The sequence below is a fragment of the Catellatospora methionotrophica genome (assembly GCF_011297335.1).
GTDB classification, from domain to species: Bacteria; Actinomycetota; Actinomycetes; order Mycobacteriales; family Micromonosporaceae; genus Catellatospora; species Catellatospora methionotrophica.
Genome location: NZ_JAAOTJ010000020.1, coordinates 83,649 through 107,945, shown reverse-complemented (window position 1 = coordinate 107,945; position 24,297 = coordinate 83,649). Strand labels below are relative to the sequence as shown.

The 24,297-nt window shown below is 70.3% G+C and carries 27 protein-coding genes; 19 read left to right on the top strand and 8 right to left on the bottom strand.

Annotated features, from left to right (window positions below):
- Nucleotides 1–5: 5 nt before the first annotated feature.
- From HAV40_RS31605 to HAV40_RS31595, 3 genes are all read left to right on the top strand, one after another.
- On the top strand, nucleotides 6–965 hold the full coding sequence (locus HAV40_RS31605; RefSeq protein WP_166387785.1) for a hypothetical protein: 960 nt from the start codon (nucleotides 6–8) through the stop codon (nucleotides 963–965).
- Between the two features lie 99 nt (nucleotides 966–1,064).
- On the top strand, nucleotides 1,065–2,006 hold the full coding sequence (locus tag HAV40_RS31600; RefSeq protein WP_166387783.1) for a lytic polysaccharide monooxygenase auxiliary activity family 9 protein: 942 nt from the start codon (nucleotides 1,065–1,067) through the stop codon (nucleotides 2,004–2,006).
- A 19-nt stretch (nucleotides 2,007–2,025) separates the two neighbouring features.
- Entirely contained in the window at nucleotides 2,026–2,925 is a 900-nt protein-coding gene (locus HAV40_RS31595) for a DNA-3-methyladenine glycosylase family protein (protein WP_166387781.1), read from the top strand.
- A 138-nt stretch (nucleotides 2,926–3,063) separates the two neighbouring features.
- Here the strand turns inward: HAV40_RS31595 and HAV40_RS31590 are convergent, their stop codons facing one another.
- Nucleotides 3,064–4,800, bottom strand: coding sequence for an MOSC and FAD-binding oxidoreductase domain-containing protein (locus HAV40_RS31590; protein WP_166387779.1), 1,737 nt, complete (start codon nucleotides 4,798–4,800; stop codon nucleotides 3,064–3,066).
- A 134-nt stretch (nucleotides 4,801–4,934) separates the two neighbouring features.
- On the opposite strand from HAV40_RS31590, the gene HAV40_RS31585 reads away from it, so the two are divergent.
- On the top strand, nucleotides 4,935–5,561 hold the full coding sequence (locus HAV40_RS31585; RefSeq protein ID WP_166387777.1) for a CG0192-related protein: 627 nt from the start codon (nucleotides 4,935–4,937) through the stop codon (nucleotides 5,559–5,561).
- Between the two features lie 58 nt (nucleotides 5,562–5,619).
- Complete coding sequence (locus tag HAV40_RS31580) at nucleotides 5,620–6,195, top strand: hypothetical protein (protein ID WP_166387775.1); 576 nt, start codon at nucleotides 5,620–5,622, stop codon at nucleotides 6,193–6,195.
- A 98-nt stretch (nucleotides 6,196–6,293) separates the two neighbouring features.
- On the opposite strand, the gene HAV40_RS31575 is transcribed toward HAV40_RS31580, so the two are convergent.
- Nucleotides 6,294–6,851 carry an excalibur calcium-binding domain-containing protein gene (locus HAV40_RS31575; protein WP_203671573.1) on the bottom strand — a complete coding sequence of 186 codons (558 nt, stop codon included), beginning with the start codon at nucleotides 6,849–6,851 and terminating at the stop codon, nucleotides 6,294–6,296.
- 268 nt (nucleotides 6,852–7,119) lie between these two features.
- On the opposite strand from HAV40_RS31575, the gene HAV40_RS31570 reads away from it, so the two are divergent.
- Entirely contained in the window at nucleotides 7,120–7,830 is a 711-nt protein-coding gene (locus tag HAV40_RS31570; protein WP_239086604.1) for an HAD family hydrolase, read from the top strand.
- A gap of 19 nt (nucleotides 7,831–7,849) precedes the next feature.
- On the opposite strand, the gene HAV40_RS31565 is transcribed toward HAV40_RS31570, so the two are convergent.
- The 3 genes from HAV40_RS31565 to HAV40_RS31555 all read right to left on the bottom strand — a co-directional run bounded on the left by HAV40_RS31565 (nucleotide 7,850) and on the right by HAV40_RS31555 (nucleotide 12,310).
- Nucleotides 7,850–8,584 carry an XRE family transcriptional regulator gene (locus HAV40_RS31565; protein ID WP_166387773.1) on the bottom strand — a complete coding sequence of 245 codons (735 nt, stop codon included), beginning with the start codon at nucleotides 8,582–8,584 and terminating at the stop codon, nucleotides 7,850–7,852.
- Nucleotides 8,585–9,008: 424 nt separating this feature from the next.
- Complete coding sequence (locus HAV40_RS31560) at nucleotides 9,009–10,634, bottom strand: pectate lyase family protein (RefSeq protein ID WP_166387771.1); 1,626 nt, start codon at nucleotides 10,632–10,634, stop codon at nucleotides 9,009–9,011.
- An 11-nt stretch (nucleotides 10,635–10,645) separates the two neighbouring features.
- The gene (locus HAV40_RS31555) at nucleotides 10,646–12,310 is read right to left on the bottom strand and encodes a pectate lyase family protein (RefSeq protein ID WP_166387769.1); all 1,665 of its coding nucleotides are present in this window, start codon (nucleotides 12,308–12,310) and stop codon (nucleotides 10,646–10,648) included.
- 260 nt (nucleotides 12,311–12,570) lie between these two features.
- Here HAV40_RS31555 and HAV40_RS31550 point away from each other — a divergent pair, with 260 nt between their 5' ends.
- The 3 genes from HAV40_RS31550 (at nucleotide 12,571) to HAV40_RS31540 (ending at nucleotide 16,086) form a co-directional block, all read left to right on the top strand.
- The gene (locus HAV40_RS31550) at nucleotides 12,571–13,299 is read left to right on the top strand and encodes an SDR family oxidoreductase (protein WP_166387767.1); all 729 of its coding nucleotides are present in this window, start codon (nucleotides 12,571–12,573) and stop codon (nucleotides 13,297–13,299) included.
- 151 nt (nucleotides 13,300–13,450) lie between these two features.
- Nucleotides 13,451–14,515, top strand: coding sequence for an ATP-dependent DNA ligase (locus HAV40_RS31545; protein ID WP_166387765.1), 1,065 nt, complete (start codon nucleotides 13,451–13,453; stop codon nucleotides 14,513–14,515).
- Between the two features lie 38 nt (nucleotides 14,516–14,553).
- Nucleotides 14,554–16,086 (top strand): alpha/beta hydrolase, encoded by a 1,533-nt coding sequence (locus tag HAV40_RS31540; protein WP_166387763.1) that lies wholly within the window; start codon nucleotides 14,554–14,556, stop codon nucleotides 16,084–16,086.
- Nucleotides 16,087–16,165: 79 nt separating this feature from the next.
- Here the strand turns inward: HAV40_RS31540 and HAV40_RS31535 are convergent, their stop codons facing one another.
- The 3 genes from HAV40_RS31535 to HAV40_RS31525 form a co-directional block, all read right to left on the bottom strand.
- A complete protein-coding gene (locus HAV40_RS31535) occupies nucleotides 16,166–16,597 on the bottom strand; it encodes a PIN-like domain-containing protein (protein ID WP_203671571.1) in 432 nt (143 codons plus the stop codon).
- Nucleotides 16,598–16,605: 8 nt separating this feature from the next.
- Nucleotides 16,606–17,247, bottom strand: coding sequence for a DUF433 domain-containing protein (locus HAV40_RS31530; RefSeq protein WP_166387760.1), 642 nt, complete (start codon nucleotides 17,245–17,247; stop codon nucleotides 16,606–16,608).
- Between the two features lie 223 nt (nucleotides 17,248–17,470).
- Nucleotides 17,471–17,974: a hypothetical protein gene (locus tag HAV40_RS31525; RefSeq protein WP_166387758.1), complete on the bottom strand. Its 504-nt coding sequence runs from the start codon at nucleotides 17,972–17,974 to the stop codon at nucleotides 17,471–17,473.
- A 498-nt stretch (nucleotides 17,975–18,472) separates the two neighbouring features.
- Here HAV40_RS31525 and HAV40_RS31520 point away from each other — a divergent pair, with 498 nt between their 5' ends.
- From HAV40_RS31520 to HAV40_RS31475, 10 genes are all read left to right on the top strand, one after another.
- Entirely contained in the window at nucleotides 18,473–19,111 is a 639-nt protein-coding gene (locus HAV40_RS31520; RefSeq protein WP_166387756.1) for a hypothetical protein, read from the top strand.
- Nucleotides 19,108–19,383: a hypothetical protein gene (locus HAV40_RS31515; protein WP_166387754.1), complete on the top strand. Its 276-nt coding sequence runs from the start codon at nucleotides 19,108–19,110 to the stop codon at nucleotides 19,381–19,383. Before HAV40_RS31520 ends, HAV40_RS31515 begins: the two co-directional genes overlap by 4 nt.
- A complete protein-coding gene (locus tag HAV40_RS31510) occupies nucleotides 19,380–19,547 on the top strand; it encodes a hypothetical protein (RefSeq protein ID WP_166387752.1) in 168 nt (55 codons plus the stop codon). The genes HAV40_RS31515 and HAV40_RS31510 overlap by 4 nt, the downstream gene beginning before the upstream one ends.
- A gap of 55 nt (nucleotides 19,548–19,602) precedes the next feature.
- Nucleotides 19,603–20,313 carry a DUF2637 domain-containing protein gene (locus HAV40_RS31505; protein ID WP_166387750.1) on the top strand — a complete coding sequence of 237 codons (711 nt, stop codon included), beginning with the start codon at nucleotides 19,603–19,605 and terminating at the stop codon, nucleotides 20,311–20,313.
- 88 nt (nucleotides 20,314–20,401) lie between these two features.
- On the top strand, nucleotides 20,402–20,542 hold the full coding sequence (locus HAV40_RS31500) for a hypothetical protein (protein WP_166387748.1): 141 nt from the start codon (nucleotides 20,402–20,404) through the stop codon (nucleotides 20,540–20,542).
- A 22-nt stretch (nucleotides 20,543–20,564) separates the two neighbouring features.
- On the top strand, nucleotides 20,565–20,804 hold the full coding sequence (locus tag HAV40_RS31495) for a hypothetical protein (protein ID WP_166387746.1): 240 nt from the start codon (nucleotides 20,565–20,567) through the stop codon (nucleotides 20,802–20,804).
- An 83-nt stretch (nucleotides 20,805–20,887) separates the two neighbouring features.
- Entirely contained in the window at nucleotides 20,888–21,067 is a 180-nt protein-coding gene (locus tag HAV40_RS31490) for a hypothetical protein (RefSeq protein ID WP_166387744.1), read from the top strand.
- 75 nt (nucleotides 21,068–21,142) lie between these two features.
- Complete coding sequence (locus tag HAV40_RS31485) at nucleotides 21,143–23,188, top strand: FtsK/SpoIIIE domain-containing protein (RefSeq protein ID WP_166387742.1); 2,046 nt, start codon at nucleotides 21,143–21,145, stop codon at nucleotides 23,186–23,188.
- A gap of 130 nt (nucleotides 23,189–23,318) precedes the next feature.
- Nucleotides 23,319–23,786: a hypothetical protein gene (locus tag HAV40_RS31480; RefSeq protein ID WP_166387740.1), complete on the top strand. Its 468-nt coding sequence runs from the start codon at nucleotides 23,319–23,321 to the stop codon at nucleotides 23,784–23,786.
- A 73-nt stretch (nucleotides 23,787–23,859) separates the two neighbouring features.
- Nucleotides 23,860–24,231 carry a hypothetical protein gene (locus tag HAV40_RS31475; protein ID WP_166387738.1) on the top strand — a complete coding sequence of 124 codons (372 nt, stop codon included), beginning with the start codon at nucleotides 23,860–23,862 and terminating at the stop codon, nucleotides 24,229–24,231.
- Nucleotides 24,232–24,297 lie beyond the last annotated feature (66 nt).

Below are 24,297 nucleotides of genomic sequence, written 5' to 3'. Positions count from 1 at the left end.
ATCTCATGAAGTTCCATGTGGACGCCTGGGATCCCGGCTTCGGCGCCAGCCTCGACGGCGCGGACCGGGGGCCCGCCGAGGCCAGCAGCGCCAAGCTCGACGCCGAGATCGAGCTGCTGGCGGCGGACTGGCGACCCCTGGACACCCCGCCGGGCGTACGCGCCCCGGACGTGGTGCTGCTCGTCGACGGCGTACGCCGCACCGACGCCCGGCTCTGGATCGAGGACCACGACGGGGTCACCCGCCCCGGTCTGGCCTGCTCGTACGCGGCCGGGGTGGTGCGCTGCGAGCGCTCGTCCGGGGCCAGCGTCACCGGCGTGAAGGTCGAGCGCACCCTGTTCACCGCCGCCGAGCGCCCCGCCGACGTGAACGCCGGGCAGGCCGCCCGCTACCGCGCGGAGACCATCATCGGCGCGGAGGAGGGCGACCTGTCCAACGGCGTGCAGCGGGCGCTGACCGAGCTGGAGATCGAGGTGTCCCGGCAGTTGCGGGAGGACGGCGATCTGCTGATCGTGGACGGGCCGCTGCGCAGCCGCGACGCGCTGCCGCGCACCCTGGGCTACATCAAGACCCAGCAGAAGCAGTACCTGCCCGACCGCCTGATCAGCGTGGTCGCCGCGCTGAAGCCCGCGCAGCGCACCCCGGTCTTCCGGATCGCGGGCGTCTACGAGCGGCTCACCTGGTATCTGCGCCTGCCGCACGGCGGCAGCTCGCCCTGGGCGGGCATCGTGCGTGTCGAGTGCTCGGCCGAACTGCCCGAACACCAGGCCGTCGCGCTGGCCGAGCTGTCGACGGCGACGATCCCCCGCTTCGCCTCGCTGCCCTACAAGGACCCCCGCGCCCCGCAGAACCTGGTCCCGATCGCGGGCCTGGAGAAGAAGTTGCGCCACCTGCTCGGCGACGGCAAACTCCTGCACCGCTCGCTGGCCCTGGCCGCCCAGCGGGGGCAGTCCGCCGTCGCGTAACGGTCCGGCGGCGACCCATTGATCAGCATGGACGTGAGGCGTAAGTTCATCTCTTAGTTAAGTTTCCTTATTGGAACTTCCCACAGAGAGGTGGACCGCATGCGCGCCGTTACCCGCGCTGCCCTCGCCACGACCGTCCTGGCCCTCGCCCCGACCCTCGCCGTGATCGCCCTGACCGGGCCCGCGTCGAGCCACGGCACCATGACCAACCCGGCCAGCCGCGTCTACACCTGCTACCTCGAAGGCCCCGAGTCGCCCGACACGAACGCCTGCAAGGCCGTCGTCGCGCTCGGCGGCACCCAGCCGCTCTACGACTGGAACGAGGTGAACGTCGCCAACGCCGCCGGGCAGCACCGCAGCATCATCCCCGACGGCAAGCTGTGCAGCGCCAACCGCACCAAGTACGCCGGCCTCGACCTGGGCCGCGGCGACTGGCCGACGACCACGCTGCCCGCGTCCGGGGCGTACACCTTCCGGATCCGCGCCACCGCCCCGCACCTGGGCACCTGGCAGCTCTACATCACCCGGCCCGGCTACAACCCGGTCACCCCGCTGCGCTGGAGCGACCTGGAGGCCAGCCCGTTCCTGACCGTCACCAACCCGGCGGTCACCGACGGCTACTACCACCTCGCCGGGACCATCCCGTCCGGGCACCCCGGCCGCCACCTGATCTACATGGTCTGGCAGCGCTCGGACAGCCCGGAGGCGTTCTACTCGTGCGCCGACGTGGTCCTCGGCGGCACCGTGCCGTCGCCGTCGGTGTCGCCGAGCGCGCCGCCGTCGCCGAGCGCGTCGCCCAGTGCCCCGCCCTCGCCCAGCGCGTCGCCGAGCAGGTCGCCCAGCGCTTCCCCGTCGGCACCGCCGAGCAGCAGCCCGTCGGCCAGCCCGACCGGGTCGTACCCGGCGTGGGCGCCGAACGTCGGCTACGCGACCGGGGCCCGGGTGACCTACCAGGGCGTCGTCTACGCCTGCCGCCAGGCGCACACCTCGCTGTCCGGCTGGGAGCCCGCCACCACCCCCGCCCTGTGGGTGGCCGTCTGAGCGTGGCAGATTCGATGCCGTGACCGAGCGACACGAGCTGCCTGAGCGATACGACATCGCCGGTACGCTCGCGCAGCTCAGCCTCGGTCGCCACGACCCCTGCTCACGCTGGGTCGACGGCGTCTACTGGCTGGCTGCCCGGACACCCGAGGGTCCGGGCAGTCTCGCCCTGCGCTCGGCAGGCGGCTTCCTGCACATCGAGGCGTACGGGGCGGGCGCGGGCTGGCTGGCCGAACGCGCCGAGGCCATCGCCGGGCTGCGCGACGACGTCACCGGGTTCGCCGCGCTGGCCAGGGCCCATCCGCTGGTCGCCCGGCTGGCCCGCGAGTTCGCCGGACTGCGCCTGCCCGCGACCGGCCTGGCCTGGCCCCGGCTGCTGCGCGCGGTGTGCGAGCAGAAGGTCACCGGCACCGAGGCCTACCGCGCGTACGCGGCCATCGTCCGCAGGTTCGGCGGCAAGGCCCCCGGCCCGGTCGACAACCTGTGGCTGCCCCCGGACCCGGAGGTCATCGCGGGCGCCCAGTACTACGAGTTCCATCCACTGGGGCTGGAGCAGCGGCGGGCCGACACCCTGCGCCGGGTCGCCGCCCAGGCCGGGCGGCTCGAACGCCGCCCCGACAGCGCGGCCCTGACCGCGCACCTGCTCACCATCCGCGGCATCGGCCCGTGGACCGCCGCCGAGACGGCCGCCGTGGTGTTCGGCGACCCCGACGCGGTCAGCGTCGGCGACTTCCACCTGCCGAACTTCGTCTGCTACGCCCTGGCCGGGGAGCCGCGCGGCACCGACGCCCGGATGCTGGAGCTGCTCGCCCCGTTCGCCGGCCACCGCGGCCGGGTCTGCCACCTCATCGAGTCCTCCGGCATCGGCGCCCCGAAATACGGCCCCCGCATGCCGATCCGCAGCTTCAAGACGTTCTGATGCACGCCAGCAGGCCGCCCGGAGCACCCAGGCATGATCGCTGTTTCGTGTCATGATCTGCGCTCCAACCACCGTTTCTGACCCGAAACAGCGATCAACAGCGGGACAACGGCCCTCACGGCCGCCAGCGGCGACCCGTCACAGGTCCAGGGCCAGCTCCGAGGTCGGCTCGGAGCAGCAGATCAGCAGGTTCCCGTCGCCGGGCTCCTCGACCGGCTCGGGCGAGTACGCCACCTGGCCGGACAGCAGACCGCTCACGCAGGTGTGACACACCCCTGTCCGGCAGGACCAGCGCACCGGCACATCACACGCCTCGGCGAACTCCAGCAGGCTGGCGTACGCCGGACTCCACGGCACGGTCAGCCCGCTGCGGACGAACGACACCGCCGGACCCGTGCCCGGTGTGCCGTCCGGCGCATGCGGCGGCGGGGCGGGCGCGGCCGCGATGCCGGGGGTCAGGCCGCCCTGCGCGCCGAACAGCTCGCTGTGCACCTGCGTTGCGCCCAGCCCCAGTTCGCCGAGCGCGGCCGTGATCTCGCTCATGAACGCCGTCGGGCCGCACAGGTAGGCGGCCGTGTCCGGGGGCAGGTTCAGCGCGCGCAGCACGTCCGGCGTGATCCGTCCCGTGCTGTCGAAATCGCGGTCCTCGGGGCCGGGGCGGCTGTAACAGATGTACGCGTGCGCGTTCGGCAGCCGTCTCAGCAGCTCGCGGCTCTCCACAGCGAAGGCATGCTCGGCGGCGTCCCGCGCGCCGTGCACCCACCACACCGTGCGCTCCGGCTGCGTCGCGGCGAGGGCGTGCAGCATCGCCATCACCGGCGTCGCCCCGATCCCGGCCGACAGCAGCAGCACCGGCTGCTCGCCGGTGTCCAGCGTGAACGAGCCGCGCGGCGCGGCCGCGTCCACGGTCAGGCCGGGCCGGGCGTTGGCGCGCAGATACGTGCCCGCCGCGCCGTGCGGCTCCTGCTTCACGCTGATCCGGTACACCGCGTCGCCGGGCGTGCCCGACAGCGAGTAGCTGCGGATGATCGGCCCGGCCGGACCGGGCAGCCGCACCGTCAGGAACTGGCCGGGCAGCGCGGCCGGCAGCGGGGTCCCGTCGGCGGCGGCCAGGTGCAGCGAGAAGACGTCGCTGGTCTCCTCGTCGAGCGCGGTCACGGTCAGCGGCCGGAACCCGGCCCACGCGGGCGGGGCGGCCGCCGTCTCCAGACCCGCGTTGCCCTCCTGCCCACCGGCCTGCTCCAGCAGCCCCTGCATGGAGGTCTGCCAGCCCGGGCTGAGCGCCGGTATACGCAGCGCCCGCGCGGCGTCGTCACGGGAGTGGCCCGGCAGGTACAGCAGGGCGTCGATCTCCGCGACCGTCATCGCCTCGGGCCCGGTCGACAGTTTCACGAACTCGTCCCCGGCCCGCACCAGCCCCTCGGTCAGCACCCGCAGGTAGAAACCCGGCCGGTGGTGGGCGACCATCAGCGCCGCCATACGCGGCTCGTTCATCCGCATCCCGACCCGATAGCAGGTCACCCGAGGCTGGGTCACCTCGACGACGGCCTCGCCGACGCGGTAGCGGTCACCGATGCACACCTCGTCGTCGGGCAGCCCGTCGACGGTGAAGTTCTCCCCGAACTGGCCCGGCACCAGGTCGTCCCGGCCCAGCACCTCCTGCCAGTAGCGGTAGGAGTCCTGCTGGTACACCAGCACGGCGCGCTGCTCACCGCCGTGCCCGCCCAGGTCGCCCTGGCCGTCGCCGTCGAGGTTGAGGCGGCGCAGCAGCACCGGGCCGTCCACGGGCTGCTTCCACACACCGGTGTACACGGTCCGCCCGCGCCAGTCGACGTCCTTGGGCAGGCCCACGCTCACCGTCAGCAGGGTGGCCACCCGTCCGAAACTACGCCCCGAGCGTACGCCCGGAGTTCGCTTCGCCGATCTTCGCCGCGTTTGGGCGGTGACGCGTGCTACCGCACCGCGGCGGCCCCGCTGGGGCGTCCCGACCGGCGTCTACCATGCCGGACATGGCGCTTCTGTACCGTGCGGAGATCCGACCGACCAAGCTCGAATTGATCGACTCGTGGCTGCCCACCCGGTCCTGGTATCAGGGACCGGCCGAGCCCGGCGTGCGGCGGGTGTCCGCCTGCCGCTTCGACGACCCCGACGGCGAGGTCGGCGTCGAGACGATGCTCGTCCAGGCCGGTGACGGCCCCGTCCTGCACGTCCCGCTCACCTACCGGGCCGCGCCGCTGGACGGCGGCGAGCCGTGGCTGGTCGGCACCACCGAGCACTCCGTGCTCGGCAAGCGCTGGGTGTACGACGCCACCGGCGACCCCGTCTACCTGCAGGCGCTGGCCACCGCGATCCTGACCGGCGGCGGCGAGGCCGAGGAGTTCGTCGACGGCGACGACGGCCAGGAGCAGCGCACCCCCGCGATGACCCTGCGCGGCAGCGGCACCCCCGGCACCGCCGTGCCGACCGTCGGCCCCATCGAGCAGACCACCGACGGCGACCCCGGCCGCATCATCACCGGCACTGTCGAGCTGGTCGTACACCGGGTGCTCGGATCCGCCGACAGTGACGGACCCGTGCTCACCGGTTCCTGGGACGGCGGCTCACCGACCGTCCTGGCCGCAGTGACGTTGCGCTGACGCGATATACCGCGCGCGGGCGATGGCACACCTCGCCCGTGTGCGGTATCCACAAAGGATGCCTGAACCGGAGAACACGCCAACGCCGGAGCCCACCCGAGACGGCCGCGTCCCGGCCGCGGTCAAGTGGACCGTCCTCGGTGGCATCATCGTCGCCGTCATCGCCGCTGTCGGACCCCCGCTGGCGGAGCGGCTGCGGCCCGACCCGAAACCGACTTCCACCGCCTCCGCGCCGCAGTCGGCCGCCGCACCCGCCACACCGCCGTCGCCCTCACCGGTCGCCTACACGCTGACCAGCGCCGCTGCCGTGCCGCAGTGCGCCGACCTCACCGGGCAGGGCACCAAACCGGCGGGCCGGGAGGTCGGGCTGTTCATCAAGCACGTGGGCGACACGAAGTACTTCTGGGAGAAGCTCCTCCAGTTCGACGGCGACTCGTGGCGGGTCGACAAGGTGATGATCGGTGCACCCGGCGATGCGGGCAAGGAGTTCGAGCTGTTCTTCGTGCCGATGTCAGTGCAGGCCGTGGTCGAGTTCAGCAAGCACGACGGTGCCCCGTACGCCGTCGACAACCCGCCCCTGACCCCGCTCGCCACCATCCCCGTAACCCGGACCACCAACACCACCCCCTGCTGACCAGACACCCCCCGCGTTGATCATGAACTTATGGATGTGTTCGACGGCGTGTCGGCACCCGTAACTTCATGATCGACGGCGGGAGGGACTGTCGGCCGCTACTCGCAGACGACTCCGTCGCTGTCAGCGTCGCGATACCACGAGTACTCGGGGTCGACACCCCTGCGGTACGGGCCGTATCCCGCGGCCTTCGCCTTCGCGCAGGTGCTGTAGCGCGGGTCGTTCTGCGGCTTCGGTTTGGGGGAGGCCTTCGGCTGAGTCTTGGGCTGGCCACCGGTCGAACCTTCGGTCTGCTCGCAGGCCACCCCGTCGGCGTCACGATCCAGCGCCGCACGGTAGCCGGGCAGCCCTCTGCGCAGTGGCGCCTTGCCCGCCTTGCGTACGGCGTCGCAGCTGGCGAAATAAACCGGCGTGGGCGAAGGAGCCGCCTTGGTCGGCGCGGGCGTGGTCACCTGTGTGGCCGCCGACGCGGACGGAACGACCCCGCCCGGCGTGGGCCCACCCGGTGCGACAGCGGCAGCGGGGCGGGAGCCCGGTGCTGCTTCGTCGTCGCCCCCACCGATCATGGAGTTGACGCCGTTACAGACGCCACAGAAGGCGAACGCGGCCACGCCGAGGGCGGCGACCAGAAGCAGCGGTTTCTGCGATTTCCTCATCGTGACATTCTGAGCACGATGCGTGATCACCATCACCGTGCGAGTAGGCTGACCGCTTTGGACGGTCGACATCGCGCGACGACCGGTGAGCACTGTTCGGCCACCGCCCGGCTTACCCGTTCCGAGTGGCCCGGTCACTGAGCGTGGCCCACCGAGCCATCCGCCACCACCGCCGGTCGGGGGGCATGGGCCACTCGGACCTGGACCGTGGAGACAGGTCACCGCCTGCGACGCGACGGCTCTCGCTGTCGGTACGTACGGTGCTTGCATGAGCCTCGCAGCGAAGACTCGTATTTTCGTCCTATGGGACGTGGACGGCACACTGATCGATAACGGCGGGGTGAGTAAGGAGGCCTACGCGCGCGGCTTCGAGATTCTGACCGGGGCCCCCTCCACACAGCCCGTCGTCACCGACGGCATGACCGATCCGGCGATCATGCGTACGCTGTTCGAGCGACATGGCTTGGCCTTCAGCGATGAGCCGAGAGCTGCCCTCCCCGATGTGATGGCAGCCGCTCTCGAAGCCCTCGTTCCTCGATTGCGGGAGCGCGGACGGGCCATGCCCGGTGCAGGCCAGGCTATTGCGGCACTCGCAGCGGCACCGGGCGTCGTCCAGTCGGTGCTCACCGGCAACATCGCGCGCAACGCGTACGCCAAGGTTGCCGCGTTCGGTCTGGAGGCGGGCCTGGACTTCGAGGTCGGCGGCTACGGCGAGGACAGCGAAGTCAGGGCCGACCTGGTCACAGCCGCGAGGCGCAAGGCCAGCGGGAAGTACGGCACGGTGTTCAGCTCCGAGGACACGGTGTTGATCGGGGACACACCTCGCGATGTCGAAGCCGGTCGGCTCGGCGGGGCGAGGGTGGTCGGCGTGTGCACGGGCAAATTCAGCGAGGCCGAGTTGCGGGCCGCCGGTGCGCAGACCGTGCTACGCGACCTGCGCGATACCGCGGCACTCGTACGTACCGTGGTGTCCCCGTGACGGCGGCCAGACCGACTCGTCATCGGGGGCACGGGTAGGCACGTTCCCAGACACGTTCGAAGGATCCGGCATACATGCCGAAGAGGCCGTCTTCCCCGTGTCTGCGCAGGTGCAGAATTGGTGCCAGGTACCCGTACACGCCGTAGGCGTGCTGGTTGACCAGCATCTCGTCGTCGTAGACGAAGACGGAGTTGTACAGCGTCGTGCGGTGCAGGCGGAAGTCGACCGCGACGACGTCCAGCAGGGGGCGGTAGTAGGCGACTGCCATGCGCACGCGGCCCGCCAGCGCCTCCCCCAAGCCCTCCTCGGCACCGCGTCGCGCCACCTCGGGTGAGTCCGGGTCCCCCAGCGCGAGCCGGACCCGCACACCGGACTCCGCCTTCTCCGCCAGGAGCCGTATCGACTCGGGGTTGTCCTCGGGCAGGAACAGGCTGGCGTATGCCATCACGACGATCTCGCGCTGTGCGTTCTTGAGCAGGTCGAACCACAGTGATCGAGGTACGAGATGACGGTGCGGGTAGAGGCCGATCACCTCGTTCTCGGGTGCCGCCGCTCTGCTGGCGAGCGCGGGCCAGACGTACGCCATGGGGCTGCCGAGCAGGCGCGCCGCGTTGAAGGCTGTCGTCCGATGGGGAACGGTGTCGCGGGTGACCCAGCGTTCGACGGTCTTCGGGTCCACGCCGAGTTCCGCAGCCAGCCGATGCGTGGTGATCCCGGTCGAGTGCATGACAGCACGGAGGCGTTCGTTCGCCATGGACGGCCATTCCTTGGAACGTTCAGGGGCATCTACATAGTCCACTAAATATCCCAGGAAGGGAACCTCGGTGCGGTGCCAACGCCCCCGCCCGCAGGCGTTACATCGACTCATGGTTAGAACGATCCCGGAGCAGGAGTTCACCCGCTACGCCGAAGCACAAGCGGCCTACGGCGCTCACCTGCTGGCCGCACATCGGCGAGACCTCAGCGGCTGCTGCTGTCACTGCGGCCGTAGCCACCCCTGTGAACGCCGCGTTCATGGAGCCCAGCTGCTGGCCCACTTCGCCGACTGGCCCCACGACGGGCCCTCGCCGGAGCGCTGACCAGCTCTAGTGCCGGTACGGCGGGCACGTCCTCCACCATGGCTCGCACCTGGCTGGACGTGCCCGCCGTACCCTCCTGTCGATGGAGTGGCCCGCCGGTCAGAGGCGGCCCGCACCTGCTCCGGCGGTCACTATCGCGGGAACGGTGGAGGGGGCCGCGACGGTGTACGGGTAGTACGCGGCGGGGTCGCCGACGGTTCCGGAGACCTCGCAGGGGCCGGATGCTGTGAAGATGTTGTTGCGCTGAACCAGGCGGCCGGGGCCGCTGTCGGCGTAGCCGCCGGCCGAGAAGCACGGGAACGGCACGTCCTGGAAATAGTTGCCCTCCAGCAGCACGCCGCCGTCCTGCGTCGACGCGACGCCGTACAGCTCGTTGCCCAGAAAGTAGTTGTTGTAGACGTGCACCGGGTCGCCCCAGCGCACGCGCGGGTGGCGCTGGCGGCTGTGGTCGAAGAAGTTGTGATGGATGGTCACCTTGAGGTGGCCGACGTCCTCGCTGGCGCTGCCGTCGGAGTGGCCGATCAGCATCGACTTGTCGGTGTGGTCGAAGTGGTTCCAGGACACGGTGACGTACTCCGCGCCCCGCACGATGTCGATCGAGCCGTCGACCGGGGCCACGAAGCGGTTGTGGTCGATCCAGACGTGGTGCGAGTTCTGGCCCACGTTGACCGCGTCGTCCTCGGCGTTGGTGAAGGTCAAGTTCCTGACGATCACGTTGTACGAGCGGTAGAAGTCGAATCCGCCCCCGTTGATGACGGCGCTGGAGCCCAGCCCGATGATCGTCTTGTGCGGGCGTACGCCCCGCTTGCTGTCGATGGTGATCGTCCCCTGCACCTGGATGACCATCGGCCCGATGGTGTCGATCGCGGCCAGCAGCTCGGCGGTGGTGTCGACGACGACCGTCGGCCCGCCCACACCGCCGTACGTGCCGTTCTGGCCGAGCGCGTTCACGCTGGCGAAACCGTCGGCCTGGTTCGGCGGCACCGGTCCGGGGCTGGTGCTCGGCGACGGGCTCGGCGGCCGCGACGGCGACGCGCTCGGGCTCGGGCTGCTGCTCGGACCGGGTGATGCGGACGCGCTCGGTGACGGCATCGGGCTGGTGCTCGGGCTCGGCGGGGTGCCGGGCCCGCCGTCGACGGTCACGTCGTCGAAGGCCGCGCTCGCGTAGGACGCCGTCAGCCCGACCCGCCCGCTGGCGAATGTGCCGTCAGCGGTGCTGACCAGCGTCGCGCCGTTGACCGCGCCGGACAGCTGGGACCCGCTGACCCGCAGCGCGAGCGTGTACCAGGTGCCGGTGGTGACCGTCACCGGCGCGCTGGCCAGGGTCGTCACCCCGCCGCCGGAGACGCGGCGCAGTTGCGCCGTGCCGGCGCCGGTCAGCACCAGGGCGTAGAAGTTGGTCGTGTTCTGGGCGCGGGCGAGCACACCCGCGGCCCGGGTGCTGTTGCCGAATGCCGTCGGCTGCACCCGCGCCTGCACCGTGTAGTCGGTCCACGCGGTGGAGCCCGCCTGTGCTTTCGCGTCCGCGCCGGTGCCGGACTGGCGGTAGGCCTGACCGGACACCGACCAGCTGCCGCCCGAGGTCGACCAGCCGCTCGCGTTGCCGTCGGCGAAGTCGTCGCTGAACAGGTTCGCCGCGTCGGCCCGGCCGACCGCGACGGCGCTGAACGCCACCGTCGCGGCGAGCACGGCCGTGGCGACCCACGCCCGGTGTGCTGTCCTCATCGCGTACCCCCTCAGATCTTTCCGACGCCCGCGCCCGCCGGGACGATCGTCGGCACGGAGGCCGGTGCGTCCACGGTGTACGGGTAGAAGGTCGCCGGGTCGGTGACGGTGCCGCGCACCTCGATGGGGTGGTTGCACTCGACGAGGATGTTGTTGCGCTCGACCATGCGGCCCAGCGGGCCGCTGAACTCCACCCGGCCGGGGTTGTTCACGCTGTAGAAGTAGTTGCCCTCCACGAACAGGCCGGACTCGTTGGTCGACGCGATGCCGTAGCTGTTGTCGTAGTAGTAGTTGTTGTAGACGTGGACCAGCGGCGAGAAGCGCACCCTCGGGTTGCGCTGGTCGGAGCGGTCGAAGAAGTTGTGGTGGTAGGTGACTCGCAGCCGGCCGGTGTCCTGCGCGCCGTTGGCGTCGTCGTGGCCGACCAGGGTCGTCTTGTCGTGGTCGTGGAACCTGTTCCAGGACACCGTGAGCAGGTCAGAGCCGCGCTTGATGTCGAGCGCGCCGTCGCCGCCGTCGGACAGGTCGTTGTGGTCGATCCAGATGTGGTGCGAGAACATCTGCACGTTGATCAGGTCGTCGGTCGCGCCGCTGATGGACAGGTTGCGGATGATGACGTTGTGCACGGCGTTCGCGGGGGGCGAGGTCACCGCGTCGCTGATCGGCACGCCGATGTTGAGGCCCCCGCCGACCAGGCGCGCGGTCGAGCCGAGACCGACGATCGTCTTGTCGGAGGTCACGTTGTGCATGCCGTCGGTGGTGCCGGTCGGCAGCGTGATCGTGCCGGACACCTGGATCGTGTACGGCCCCGTGCGCGCGATGTAGTCCAGGAACTCCTCGGTGGTGTCCACCGTGACGGTCGGCCCGCCGGCCCCGCCCGTGGTGGTGGCCTGCCCGTATCCGGCGACGGTCGCGAACCCGTCCGGCTGCCCCGGGCCCGGCGGGTTCGGGGGCGGCCCGCTCGGGCTGGGGCTCGGATTGGGGCTTGTGCTCGGGCTGGTGCTCGGCCGCGGGCTGGCGCTCGGGCTGCTGCTCGCGGACGGGCCGGCGCTCGGGCTCGGTGACGGCCCGGCCGCGTCGGCCACCAGCACGTCGTCGAAGTTCGCGGCGGCGTTGTAGGTGGCCACGCCGATCTGCCCGGTGGCGAACTGGCTGTCCGTCGCGGACACGGCCGTGCCGCCGTTGACGGTGCCCTGGAGACTGCTGCCGCTGACCTTGAGGCTCAGCGTGTACCAGGCGCCGGTGGTCACCGTGACCGCCGCGCTGGCCAGGGTCGTGGACGACCCGCCGACCAGCTTCTTCAGCTCGACCGTGTGGTCGGTGCGCAGGGCCAGGTAGTAGTAGTTGGTGTTCGACTGCGCCCTGGCCAGCAGCGCGGCGAACCGGTTTGTGCCGTTGACCGCGGTGATCTTCACCCGCGCGGTGACGGTGTAGTTCGCCCACGCGGTCGAGCCCGCCCGGGCGCGGGCGTCGGAGCTCGTGCCCGCCTGCCGCAGCACGGACGTGCCGTCGGCGATGACAGACCAGGTCCCGCCGGACATCGTCCAGCCGGCCGAGTCGCCGTCGTTGAAGTCGTCATGGAACAGCGTGGCGGCGTTGGCGGTGCCCGCGTACAGCATCGCCGCCGCCACCGCGGCAGCCACCGCGGCGGTGGCGAGCCGGGAACGTACCTTCATGCGCCTTCCCTTCCGCGAGATCGAGCCGTCGAGCGCCTGAAACATCGACGAAACCCGACGTGACCTCCGAGCATAGGAAAGCGCTTTCCACGCATGCAAGGTTATCGATGTGCAGGTTTGTTGCAGCCCGCCGTCCGCCGTCCGCGTTGATCATGAACTCATGGGCGGGTTCGGCGGCGTGTCGCCGGCCTAAGTTCATGATCGTCTAGCGGGGGGCGGAAGGTTGACCTCAAGCACGATGGAGGTGATGGGATCTAGGCATGATCTTCGAGGGACTGCGGGTGGCGATCACCGGTGCGGGGCGGGACACCGGGCGGCTGCTCGCCGCCGACTTCGCGGCCCGGGGCGCGCATGTGTACCTGTCCGCCCGGGACGCCGATGCCGCCGCCACCGCCGCTGAGCTGATCAACAGGGACGGGCCTGGCCGCGCCGAGGCGTTCCGGTGCGACCTGGCCGACCCCGACGCGGTACGCGGGTTCGCCGCGGCCCTCGCCGAGCGGACCGGCCATCTCGACGTGCTCGTCAACAACGCGGCCGCGTACGCGAAGGGGCCAGATCTGGAGGATGTCCCCGACGACGTCATCGTGTCGATGATCAGCGGGGCGGCGACCGGGACCACGCTGCTGATCAAGCACCTGTTGCCACTGCTGAGGGCGTCGGCCCGACCGGACGTCGTCAACCTGATCTCCGGCTGCGGCGAGATCGGCCACCACCGCTCGACCGCACATCCGGCCTTCTACGCCGCCAAACACGCGCAGGCGGGGCTGGCCGGCATCCTGTCGCACCGGCTGCGCCCCGAGGGCATCCGGGTGATCTCGCTGTACCCGCCGGACTTCGTGCAGGACGGGCCGCGTACCGCCGGGGCGCTGCTCACGGCGCGCTCGGTCGCCGACTGCGTGCTGTTCGCGGTGGGCCAACCGCGCGACTGCTTCATCCGCGAGTTCCGCTTCGAGCAGGAGCGGTCCAGTCCCACCCCAGCCACCGCCTGATGGCACGACCCACCCCGACGATCATGAACTTTTGGACGCGACACGCCATCTAGCCGTGCCCACAAGTTCATGATCGACTCGAAAGGTGAGAAGGGGCTGGGAAAACGGGGGGATTGGCGCGGGGTGGGCGGTTTGCTGGTTGACTGATGGCATGGATCTACCGGTGAACCCCCCTGTGGAACCGATGCTGGCCAAGCCGGTGTCGACGATTCCCGATGCGCCGGGTATGACGTTCGAGCCCAAGTGGGACGGCTACCGCTGCATCATCTTCCGTGACGGCGACGAGGTCGAGCTGGCCAGCCGCGGTGGCAAGACGCTGACCCGATACTTTCCCGAGGTCGTGAACCTGGCTCTCAAGCAGTTCCCGGCCCGGTCGGTGATCGACTGCGAGCTGGTCTGCATCCGCCGCGACGCCGACCGCATCCCCCGCCTCGACTTCGACATGCTCAACCAGCGCATCCACCCTGCGGCCACGCGGGTGAACAAGCTGTCCGTGGAGACCCCCGCCGACGTCATCGCCTTCGACCTGCTGGCGCTGGACGACCGGCTGCTGATGGACCAGCCGTACGCCCAGCGCCGGGCCCTGCTGGCGCAGACTCTCGCCCACGTCGAGCCGCCGGTGCACCTGACCCCGGTCACCACCGACGCCGACACCGCCCGGGAATGGTTCACCGCGTTCGAGGGCGCGGGGCTCGACGGGCTCATCGCGAAACCGGCCGACATGCCCTACTCCCCCGGCAAGCGGCTCATGTTCAAGATCAAGCACGCGCGTACGGCGGACGTGGTGGTGGCCGGGTTCCGGTACCACACGTCCGGGCCGGTGGTCGGGTCGCTGCTGCTCGGCCTGTACGACGAGCACGGCGTGCTGCACCACGTCGGCGCGAGTTCGGCGTTCACCGCGGCACGCCGGGCCGAACTGCTGGAGGAGCTGGAGCCTTACCGCAACCCCACCGAGCACACGTGGGGGACGGCGACGGAGGGCCAGCGCGTGCCGGGTGCGCCCAGCCGATGGAGTGGGGGGAAGGACCTTGGCTTCGAACCGCTACGCCCCGAACTCGTGGTCGAGGTCGGGTACGACGCGATGGAGGGCGACCGCTTCCGGCACACCGCCCAGTTCAAGCGCTGGCGTCCCGACCGCGAACCCCGGTCCTGCACCTATGACCAGCTCGACCGTCCTATCAGCCTCAACGTCGACGAGGTACTGCGTACCCCGTAGGCTCGGGCGGATCCGTTCCGGGGGGAGTGAACACGCTCGTGCGACTCAGGGTTGACAAGCGAGTGGCGGGCGCGGTTGTCGCGCTACTGACCTCAGCACTGACCACCAGCGGCTGCATACTGCCGCTGCCCGACTTCGGACGCCGTCCCGCCGCCGCGGTCAGCCCCGAGGCGGGCTGGCGGCTGTGCCCCGAGATCGCCGCCGACCTGCTGGGCAAAGCCCCTTCCGGGTACACCTTCGAATGCAAGACCGTGCAGGTGCCGCAGAACTGGCACAAGCCCGAGGACGGCCAGACGTTCGACATCGAGGTCATCCGCGCCCGGGCCACCGACCAGCGCGACCGCATCGGCGCGCTCATGGTCAACCCGGGCGGTCCGGGCGCGTCCGGCGTGGACCTCGCGGCATACCTGACCCTGGGCCTGCCCGCGGAGATCACCCGGCGCTTCGACATCGTCGGCTTCGACCCGCGCGGCGTCGCCCGCTCCACCCCGGTCGACTGCTACACCGACGCCGACCTCGACGCCACCTTCGGCAGCGAGCCCGACCCGGTGACCCAGGAGGAGTTCGACGAGGTCCTGGCGCTGACCAAGAAGATGGCCGACGGCTGCAAGGCCAAGTACGGCGACCGGCTCGGCCTGTTCGCCACCGAGCAGGCCGCCCGGGACATGGAGGCCATCCGCCTGTCGCTGGGCGAGGGCAAGATGAACTACCTCGGCTACTCCTACGGCACGCTGCTCGGCGCCGTGTACGCGCAGCTGTTCCCGCAGAACATCCGGGCCATGGTGCTCGACGGCGCGGTCGACCCGCTGCAGACCTCGATCCAGTCCTCGGAGAGCCAGGCGATGGGCTTCGAGCGCGCGTTCGACAACTTCGCCGCCTGGTGCGCCAAGAACAAGAGTCAGTGCCCGATCGACGGCGACGCCCGCGCGGTCGTGGAGAAGCTGATGCAGGAGGCCGACACCAACCCGGTCGGCAATCCTGACGGCCGCAAGGCCACCGCCGGCTGGATCTTCTGGGGCGTGGTGTCGTCGCTGTACACCCAGGCCCGCTGGCCCGACCTCGGTCAGGCCCTGGCGGACCTGCAGGACGGCAAGTCCGAAGCGATCTTCGCGCTGGCCGACTCGTACGCCGACCGCAACGCCAACGGCGAGTACACCAACCTGTTCGACGCCAACGCCGCCGTCAACTGCGCCGACGACGGCAAGTCGCCGAGCGTCGAGGAGGTGCGCAAGCTCCAGTCGGAGTGGCGGGAGAAGTACCCGCTGTTCGGCGCGCCGCTGGCGGTCGGCCAGCTGACCTGCTCGGTCTGGCCCGCCCAGCGCGACCCGTACCCGACCGGCAAGGCCGAGGGAGCACCGCCGATCCTGGTCGTCGGCACCAAGGGCGACCCGGCCACGCCGTACGAGCAGACCCAGAAGCTCGCCGACATGCTCGGGGTTGGCGTCGTGCTCACCTGGGACGGCGAGGGCCACACCGCCTACCCGGAGACACGCTGCATCAACAAACACGTCAACGACTTCCTGATCAACCTGACGGTCCCGCCACCGGGCACGGTGTGCCCACCACAGTGACCGTGACATCCGATGCCCCGTCTCCGTTCTCGGCGACGGGGCATCGGCATGTACGGCCGACCAGCCCTGCGGCAGTAGCTCAGCCCGGCCAGTGTTTGGGAGGTGCCATCGCGGGGTCCGTGACGCGAAGCCGATCACGAGCCGTGGGACTGATGCCGTTGAGCTGGACCAGCAGCTGTGTCGGTGCGTTCTCCAACGCGGCCAGTGCGATCGGCAGCCCGGCGCAGACCGCACCGATGGCGACGCCCAAGCCCACCAGCCCGGAGTGTCGCTGACTGAACTCGATGCGATGAATTCCGGCATCGGCGATGGCAGCGACCTCGTTCGGGCGCTGCATCTGCCGACCATCGGTGGTCAGGATCGCTTCGTAGCCGTCTTGAGCGGCGCGTTTGTACAGATCGACATCCGGCGTGCCCGCCCAGCCGTCGAGTTCCGTGAGGTGGTGAAGGGTATGTGCCGTCAAGAACGATCGCACCGCCACGGCGAGCGGCCGGGCGACGTTCTCATCCATGAGGATCCTCAAGCGGCCACCTGGGTCTGATAGCTGTCCGCATAGTCGGCGAAGTCTGCCGCGTCCACTGCCGCGGCCTCGGAAACCCCGGGGTAGAAGTCCCGGATGCGGGCCGCTGCGACGCCGTCCCGCACCAGGCTGGCGACCTGCTGGTACGGCACACGGGTGCCCTTGATCACCGGTTCGCCGCCCCGGACGTCGGGTCTGACCGAAAGATGGGGGCGCGGTTCGAACAGCGCTGGGACGCGGCGGCCGTTGTAGTAATACGGCCGCAGCACCTCGACCAGCTCGTGCATGACGAGATTGGCCCGACTGCGCACCAGGTCGACGGCCTCCTGCTCGTCGACGTCCACGAAGTAGATCGTGTCGTTGCCAGCCACGAGCGTGTATCGGGAGAGATGATCACGTTCGCCGAGGTCGACGCGCAGGGTGCTCAGCGCTTTGCGGATTCTTTGCAGCGAGGACTCTCTGCGTAGCGCCACGCAGGTGCGCAGAGCGAGGATGTCCCGAAACGAGTAGAGGACTGGCTTGGTGGCAGAGAGCTCCGGCAGGAGAATCGCGCCCTGGCCGTCCCTGGCGTTGCGCCAGTGCGCAAGCTGGGCGAGTGTCGCGCCGGACAGGGCGGCGGCAAGCTTCGGTTCGTAGGACATGCCGACCTCCTCGCGCCATCGACCGTGTCCCGCACATCCTCGCACCGCCACCACGCCACTCGCGGCTTACGACTACATAACGACCACGGGACGTTTGCTAACGCTCGCCGTCGCGGCCGGTCAATCCGCGTTGTTGTCCCGCGCACGACGGGGCTGCAAGCGCATGGGTTCGCCGGGCATCTTCGGATGTCACGGTCTGGTGGCTGTCGAGCTGTTGGCTCGGCTAGGGCATCGTCACGACCATGTTCAGTCCGCTGTCAGGGTGGTAGCGCCACGACGCCTTGAACTTGCCCCACTCGCCGTTCTGCTTACCGTCCAGCGCCCGTGTCTGGCCGATCTCGGACCGCACCGCGTCGGACACCTTCAGCTCGTCGAGGAAGCACCTCAGCTGCGTGTAGCTGATGCCTGGGTCTTCCTCACCCTCGGATTGCAGCGTCAGGGTGTTGCCGCCATCGCCGATCTTCGCGTACGAATTGCCGGGCGCGCACTTCTTCTGCGCCGATACGAGGGGCGACTCCACGGCGGACGCGACCACGTCACCGGCGGGCGTTTTCGTCAGCACGACCCACACGAGCAGCCCACCGCCAGCAAGGAGAACCAGCACGGCCAGCGCGATGAGGCCGACGAACAAGCTGGTTCTCCGGCGTTTCGCGGGTCGAGAGGCAGGCTCCGGAGCCGGAGGAGGTGCGCCGATGTGGAAGTCGTCCCGGTGAGGCATCTCGTCCATCTCGGCACCGTACGCGGAGTGCCTGCTTGATCACCGTCCGCCAATATGGCAGCGGTACTCAACTGGTGGACGGCCGGACCGACCAGCAGGCGACGTCGATGCGGCCGAGTCGCTCACGGATACGCCGCCCGGACATTGGCGGTGGGACGCAGCGGCCAACGGCCTCAGCCCGCATCCTCTGCGGGTCTTGCGGCCGTTCTGGCCGCGAATGACGAGCGCCATCTCCCACCATCACCGATTGCCTGGACAGCTAGTCGTTTTCGCCGCTGGAGGCCTTCGCTCGACTGGGTTGAACCCTCATCGGTTCGCCGGGCATCTTCGGGATGTCGCGGTCTAAGCGCTGTACTCACCAGGGAAAACGCTGCTGGCCAGGCACTGTGACCGGCCAGGTTATCGGGTGAATTTCTGACCCGTTTCGGGGCTGGTCCCGCCTACAAAGCAGCCCCGGACGGTGTTCGAGCACCGCGACCCGGGGCCTGACCGGAAGCGAGTCCGGCTATGGGAAAGCGTAATCGGCCCTCTGTGGCCGTCGTCACCACCCCCGCCGCCCACGGCATCGCCCGCAGCTGGGCCGGTGGCCCCGGTGAGTGCGGCGCGGAGTGCCTGTGCGGCAGGTTCTTCGACGGGTTCAACCGCGTCGTGGACGCCCGCAACGAGGCCTGGGACCACTACCTCGACAGCATCGAGCACCCCGCCTGGTGCGACCGCGAGGTGTGCGGCCAGGGCGGGGCGGACCTGCACGGCACGCCCGACCGCCGTGTCGAGCTGCCGGAGGAGAACAGCGTCATCGCCTGGCTGCAGCGGCGCCACGGCAACGCCGACGACCAGGCCGTCATGCTCGCCATCGACTCGTCCACCGGCTTCGCCGAGCTGAGCGTCGAGCAGGCCAGGCAGCTGCGCGACAACCTGAACGCGCTGATCACCGCCGCGACCGGCGAGCTGACGGGCATGGACGAGGTCGTCGAGGCGTACCGGGTCGGCCGGGAGCTCGGCGTGCTGCAGGCGAAGACCGATTGGGAGAAGGCCGACCGCAAGCCCCGCACCACCGCCGCGCCGGTGAACCCGCGCCGGGCCCCGAAGTCGACCGACTGCAAGATCCCGCGCCAGGCCACCGTCACCGCCCTGGTCGCGGCATGAGCAGCCACCCGGCCTGGTGCCAGATCCGGCACCCGGCCGGGCAGGCAGCCCAGGGCGTCCACTCCCGGACCCTCGGCGACATCCCCACCGCCGACGGCGGCAGCGTCCTGGTCGAGCTGAACGACCGCGACGACCGCGGCCCGCTGGTGAGCATCGGTGTCACCGACGAGGACGGCGCGTACGCCTCTGCCGACCTGGACGGCCCGACCGGCCGCGAGGTCGCCGCGCTGCTCGGCCAGGCCGCCGACCTGCTCGCCGGGGGTGCCCGATGAGCGACCAGCCGCCGACCGACCAGCAGATCGAGGACGCCGCGGTGACCGCGCTGCTGCGCCGCCTGGAGCGCGCCAGCGTTGACCGGGCCGTGCTCGCCGACATGACCGACCAGCAGCAGGTTGCGGTGTTCGCCGCCGAGGCCCGCGCCAGCAAGCGCCGCTGACATCCCCCGGGCGGGCCCGCGGAGTGCAGGCCCGCCCCCTCTGAGAGGAACCACCGTGAAGCTTGCCCAGTTCACCAAGTACGCCGCGATCGGCGCTGTTGCCGGGATCGCCGCGTACGCCTCCTACACCCACATGCGGGAGCTGGCCGTCGACCACGGACAGCCGGGCCTTGTCGCCGCGCTCCTTCCGGTCAGCGTCGACGGGATGCTGATCGTGGCCACCATCGCGATGCGCGAGGACCGCCAGGCGAACCTGAGGGTCCGCCCGTGGGCGTGGATCGCGTTCGTCCTCGGCGTCGCCGCGTCCGTCGTCGCGAACGTCCTCGCCGCCGCCGACGACATCACCAGCCGCGTCATCTCCGCATGGCCCGCCATCGCCCTGCTGCTCGTCATCGAGGTGCTCGCGACGGGGCGGAAGTCGGCCGAGCTTCCGGCGGAAGCAACCGTTGTCACACGGCGACGGTTGACCACGCCGCCGAACGTGGCTCCGTCAACCACGGTTGACGAGCTTCCGGCGGAAGTTGCGCCGACCAAGCCTGCCGCGAAGAAGGCCGCGCCGGTGAAGAAGGCAACGCCCCGGCGTCCGGTCGAGGAGACCCGGAAGCTCGCCACCGAACTGCTTGCTTCCGCCCCGGACGTGAAGCGGAAGGACGTCGCCCAGGCTCTCGACCTCACGGAGCGGCGTGTGCGCCAGGTCCTCAACGAGGACACCGGCGAGCAGCGGAAGGTCAACGGCACCGAGGTCCTGGAGCAGGTCGCCGCGTGACGGCCTCCGTGGGACCGGAACCAGCACGCCCGGTCCTCGCGGTGGCTGCCAGAGCGGCAGTGGCACAACCCGAGATCAGGAGGACGACATGGGCTGGTACGAGCGAGACCTGGCGCGACGTGAGCGCGAGCGGGCGCTGCTGAAGAAGCACTTCAACGACGACTCCGAGCCGCACGACCCGTACGCGGTGAAGAAGCCCAAGGGCGACGGCAACAAGGACAAGAAGTAGCAGCCCAGGAAGGGGCACACCGATGGACACCATCCAGCTCTGCGACGAGATCGACCGGATCGCCAGCGAGGCAAGCGCCGCGATGGACGACGAGACCGCCAATCGCAGCTACATCCTCGAGACACTGCTAGCCCAGCTGGCCGCGGTGACGTTCACGGCCCGACGCTCTCCGCGGCGGCCCGGCGTCGTCAACGTGGCTGAGGGCTCGGCCACGGTCGGAATCCAGATGGGCCACATCACCGGCGGCCACTTCTCCCTCTGACAGCTTCCGTGGGGCCGGAGCCTGCAGTCCCGGCCCGCGCGGTGGCCGCCAGCGGGGCGACCAGACATAGAAGGAGAGCAGCCATGGCCAAGAAATTCCCCACCGCGCAGGACATCTCCGCCGAGGCCAAGGCCCGTGGGCTGAACGCGCCGGGCAGGTTCGACGAGCGGACGGCGTTCATCGCGGCCCGGACCCGCGAGGTGGCCCTGGAGGAACACATCTCCGAACTGCGCGACATCGCCAAGCACGGCTACAACGTCTGACCCGACCCCGCGCGGGGCGCACCCCACCTTGGACAGTTCGGTGCGCCCCGCTCTCCCGCAAAGGAGGGATCCATCATGGCAATCGACCCGAACATCCCCATCGACTGGGATGCCGAACTGGTCGACCTGACCACGCCGCAGCCCGTCGACGTCGACGAGCACCGGGCGCCGCGACACACCGACCGTCAGCCGATCCTGCCGAAGTGGGCGCGTTCGGCCGAGGCGTTCCAGGCGCAGATGCGCTGGGCCGCGGAGAACGCCGCTCACCGCGCCGGCTACCACGCCGTACGCCTGCCGCTGTACGTCGCTCGGCTCATCGCCAGGGCACCGCGCGGCCTGGGACGCGTGCTGCGCAGCTGGGTCGCCTGGATGCTCGACTGGGACGGCCGCCAGGTCGTGCGCTCGGCCGTGGCGGTGTCAGCGGACGGCATGGCGCGGGCCCAGTACGTGACTCTCGCCGAAGAGCGCAGCCGCCGCATGAAGGCCAGGCTGCGCATGTCCGGGTTCGGCGTGCTCGTGTCAGGTGCTGTCGGTGTCGCGCTGCTGGCCGCACCGGCGTGGGTGCAGCTGCTCACCGCGGGTGTCGCCGTGGCCTGTCTCGGTGCGGCCGGCGGACGCCCCGATGCGCCGCTGGCGACCTCGGCCGTGGTCACCAGCAGGGTCGCCCGGCTGCACAGCGAGACGGTCATGCGTGCGCTGCAGTCGCTAGGTATCGCGGGCATCAACCGCTCGCCGAAGGAGATCGGGTGGCCAGCACCGATCAGCCGCGACGGTGCCGGTTGGCGGGCCGAGGTCGATCTGCCGCCGGGCGTCACCGCAGGCGACGTCATCGAGCGCCGCGAGGCCCTGGCGTCGGCGCTGTCGCGTCCGCTGGGCTGCGTCTGGCCCGAAGGTGCCCCGAGTGTGCACCCTGGCCGGCTGGTCCTGTGGGTCGGTGACCGGGAGATGTCGAAGTCTCCGAACCCGCCCTGGCCGCTGGCCCGTGGCGGAGCGGTGAACCTGTTCAACCCGTTCCCGTTCGGCACCGACCCGCGCGGCCGGGCCGCCTCGGTCACCCTCATGTACGCCTCGGCGGCGATCGGCTCCATCCCGCGCATGGGCAAGACGTTCAGCCTGCGCCTGCTACTGCTCGCCGCCGCTCTCGACCCGCGCGCCCAGGTCTGGCCGTTCGACCTCAAGGGCACCGGTGACTTCAGGCCGCTGCAGCCGATCGCGCACCGATACCGCGCCGGTGACGACCCGGACGACATCGAATACGCGCTGACCGCGCTGACCGAGCTGCAGACCGAGATGACCCGCAGAACGAAGGTGCTGCGCGGGCTGCCCTCGGACCTGGTCCCGGAGTCGAAGGTCACCGACCAACTCGCCGACAACTCCTCGCTCGGGCTGTTCCCGATCGTCGTCGGGGTCGACGAGTGCCAGCGCTGGTTCGAGCACCCGGAGTTCGGCGAGCAGATCCAGGCCATCTGTGAGGACCTGGTCCGGCGCGGACCGGCGACCGGGATCATGATGCTGTTCGCGACCCAGCGGCCGGACGCGAAGAGCCTGCCGCCGGTCATCAGCAGCAACGTCGTCCTGCGGTACGCGATGAAGGTCATGACCCACCAGGCCAACGACATGATCCTCGGGTCGGGCGCGTCCAGCTCGGGCATCAAGGCGCAGGCGTTCGCTCGGTCCGACCGCGGTATCGGCTACCTGGCAGGTGAGGGCGACGACCCGCAGATCGTCCGCACCCACTACGTCGACGCGGTCGTCGCCGAGCAGGTCGTGACCAGGGCCCGCGCCGTGCGGGAGGCGGCAGGGACGCTGTCGGGCTACGCCCTGGGTGTCGAGCAGGACGTGCAGGCCGGGCCGTCCCATGACGTGCTCGCCGACGTCCTGGGCGTCATCGCCGACAAGGCGTGGCTGGAGTCCATCGCCGAACGACTGGCCGAGTTCCGCCCCGCCTACGAGGGCTGGGACAAAACCTCCGTGTCGGCGGCGCTGCGGCCGTACGGCATCGTGCCGGCGCAGACGTGGCTGACCGATTCGGCGACTGGCAAGGGCGCGAACCGGTACGGCGTCACGGCCGACGCGATCCGCCGAGCAATCGCGGAGCGTGACGGAAAACGGCGCAAGTAGGCGGCGTGAATCTAGCGGGCGCGGTGCTAGACCTAGCGCGCCCGCTAGCGGTCCGCATATGCCCTGGCCAGGTGGCTAGTGGCTAGCGAATCTCTCGGCTCGACGGCAGACCACACCCCGGAGGCACCTCATGGACACCCGACAGGCACTAGGAACCACCCGCACACCGGTCACAGCGAGTAGTGCTGAGATCGTGCACCTGCCCGGCGGCCGGGCCGCCATCACCGGCACCGTCGGCGAGGTCGGCCAGGCCCTGGCGCACCTGCAGGCGACCGGGCGGCTGGTTTCGTCGACGTCGCCCGCACCGACCGGCGAGCGCGGCCAGGTGCTCGTCAACGTCCGCCTGATCCCACGACTCGTGCAGCGACAGGCACCAGTCCGCCGACAGCTGTCGACCCGCGCGCTCGTGGCCATCGCCGCAGCTGCGGCGATGGTGCTGGCCGGGTTCGGCTGGCTGCTGTACGCCGCGGTGACCGCGCTCGTCGAGCACGCGGCGGTCATCCTAGGTGCGCTGCTGCTCATCGCCGTCATCCTGGTCGTCCTCGGCAAGGCCAGCGGCCGCACGTTCAGCGGCACGTTCCAGGGACGCATGGACTGACCATCTCCCCCGCCGGGCCGCCCTTCGTCAGCGGAGGGCGGCCTTTGTTGCGCGGCATGTCTAATGTCGCTTCGTGGCTGATTGTGGATCATTCGTCAGTGCCGTCGGCACGTCGATCGAGTTCGCTGGCGTCGTCTGGTTCGCCGCAGGTGCGTGGTTCACCGCCCGCCGCGCCAACCGGACCCGCGCCGAGGCGAAACGGGTCACGGCCGAATACCTCGAACGGATGGGGAACGATCCGACGGCAGGCGAGTGGTACCGCGATGAACTGGCCAGGCTGGGGCTGACGTCCCCGCCCTACAGCGACGCCCTGCTGCCCCCCGAGGAAGCCTCTGAAGTCGCTGCCCGCGAGCATGTCGCAGGATGGCGCGGCCCGGCAGCTGTAGTCGCTATCGGCCTCCTTGTCGACCTGATCGGCAGCTGGATGCAGGCAGCTGCCAGCTGAAGTGGACAAGGTCACTTCTTGATCGACTAGCGGTTCGGCCCGTAGGACGGTGGGCAGCCGCGCTGC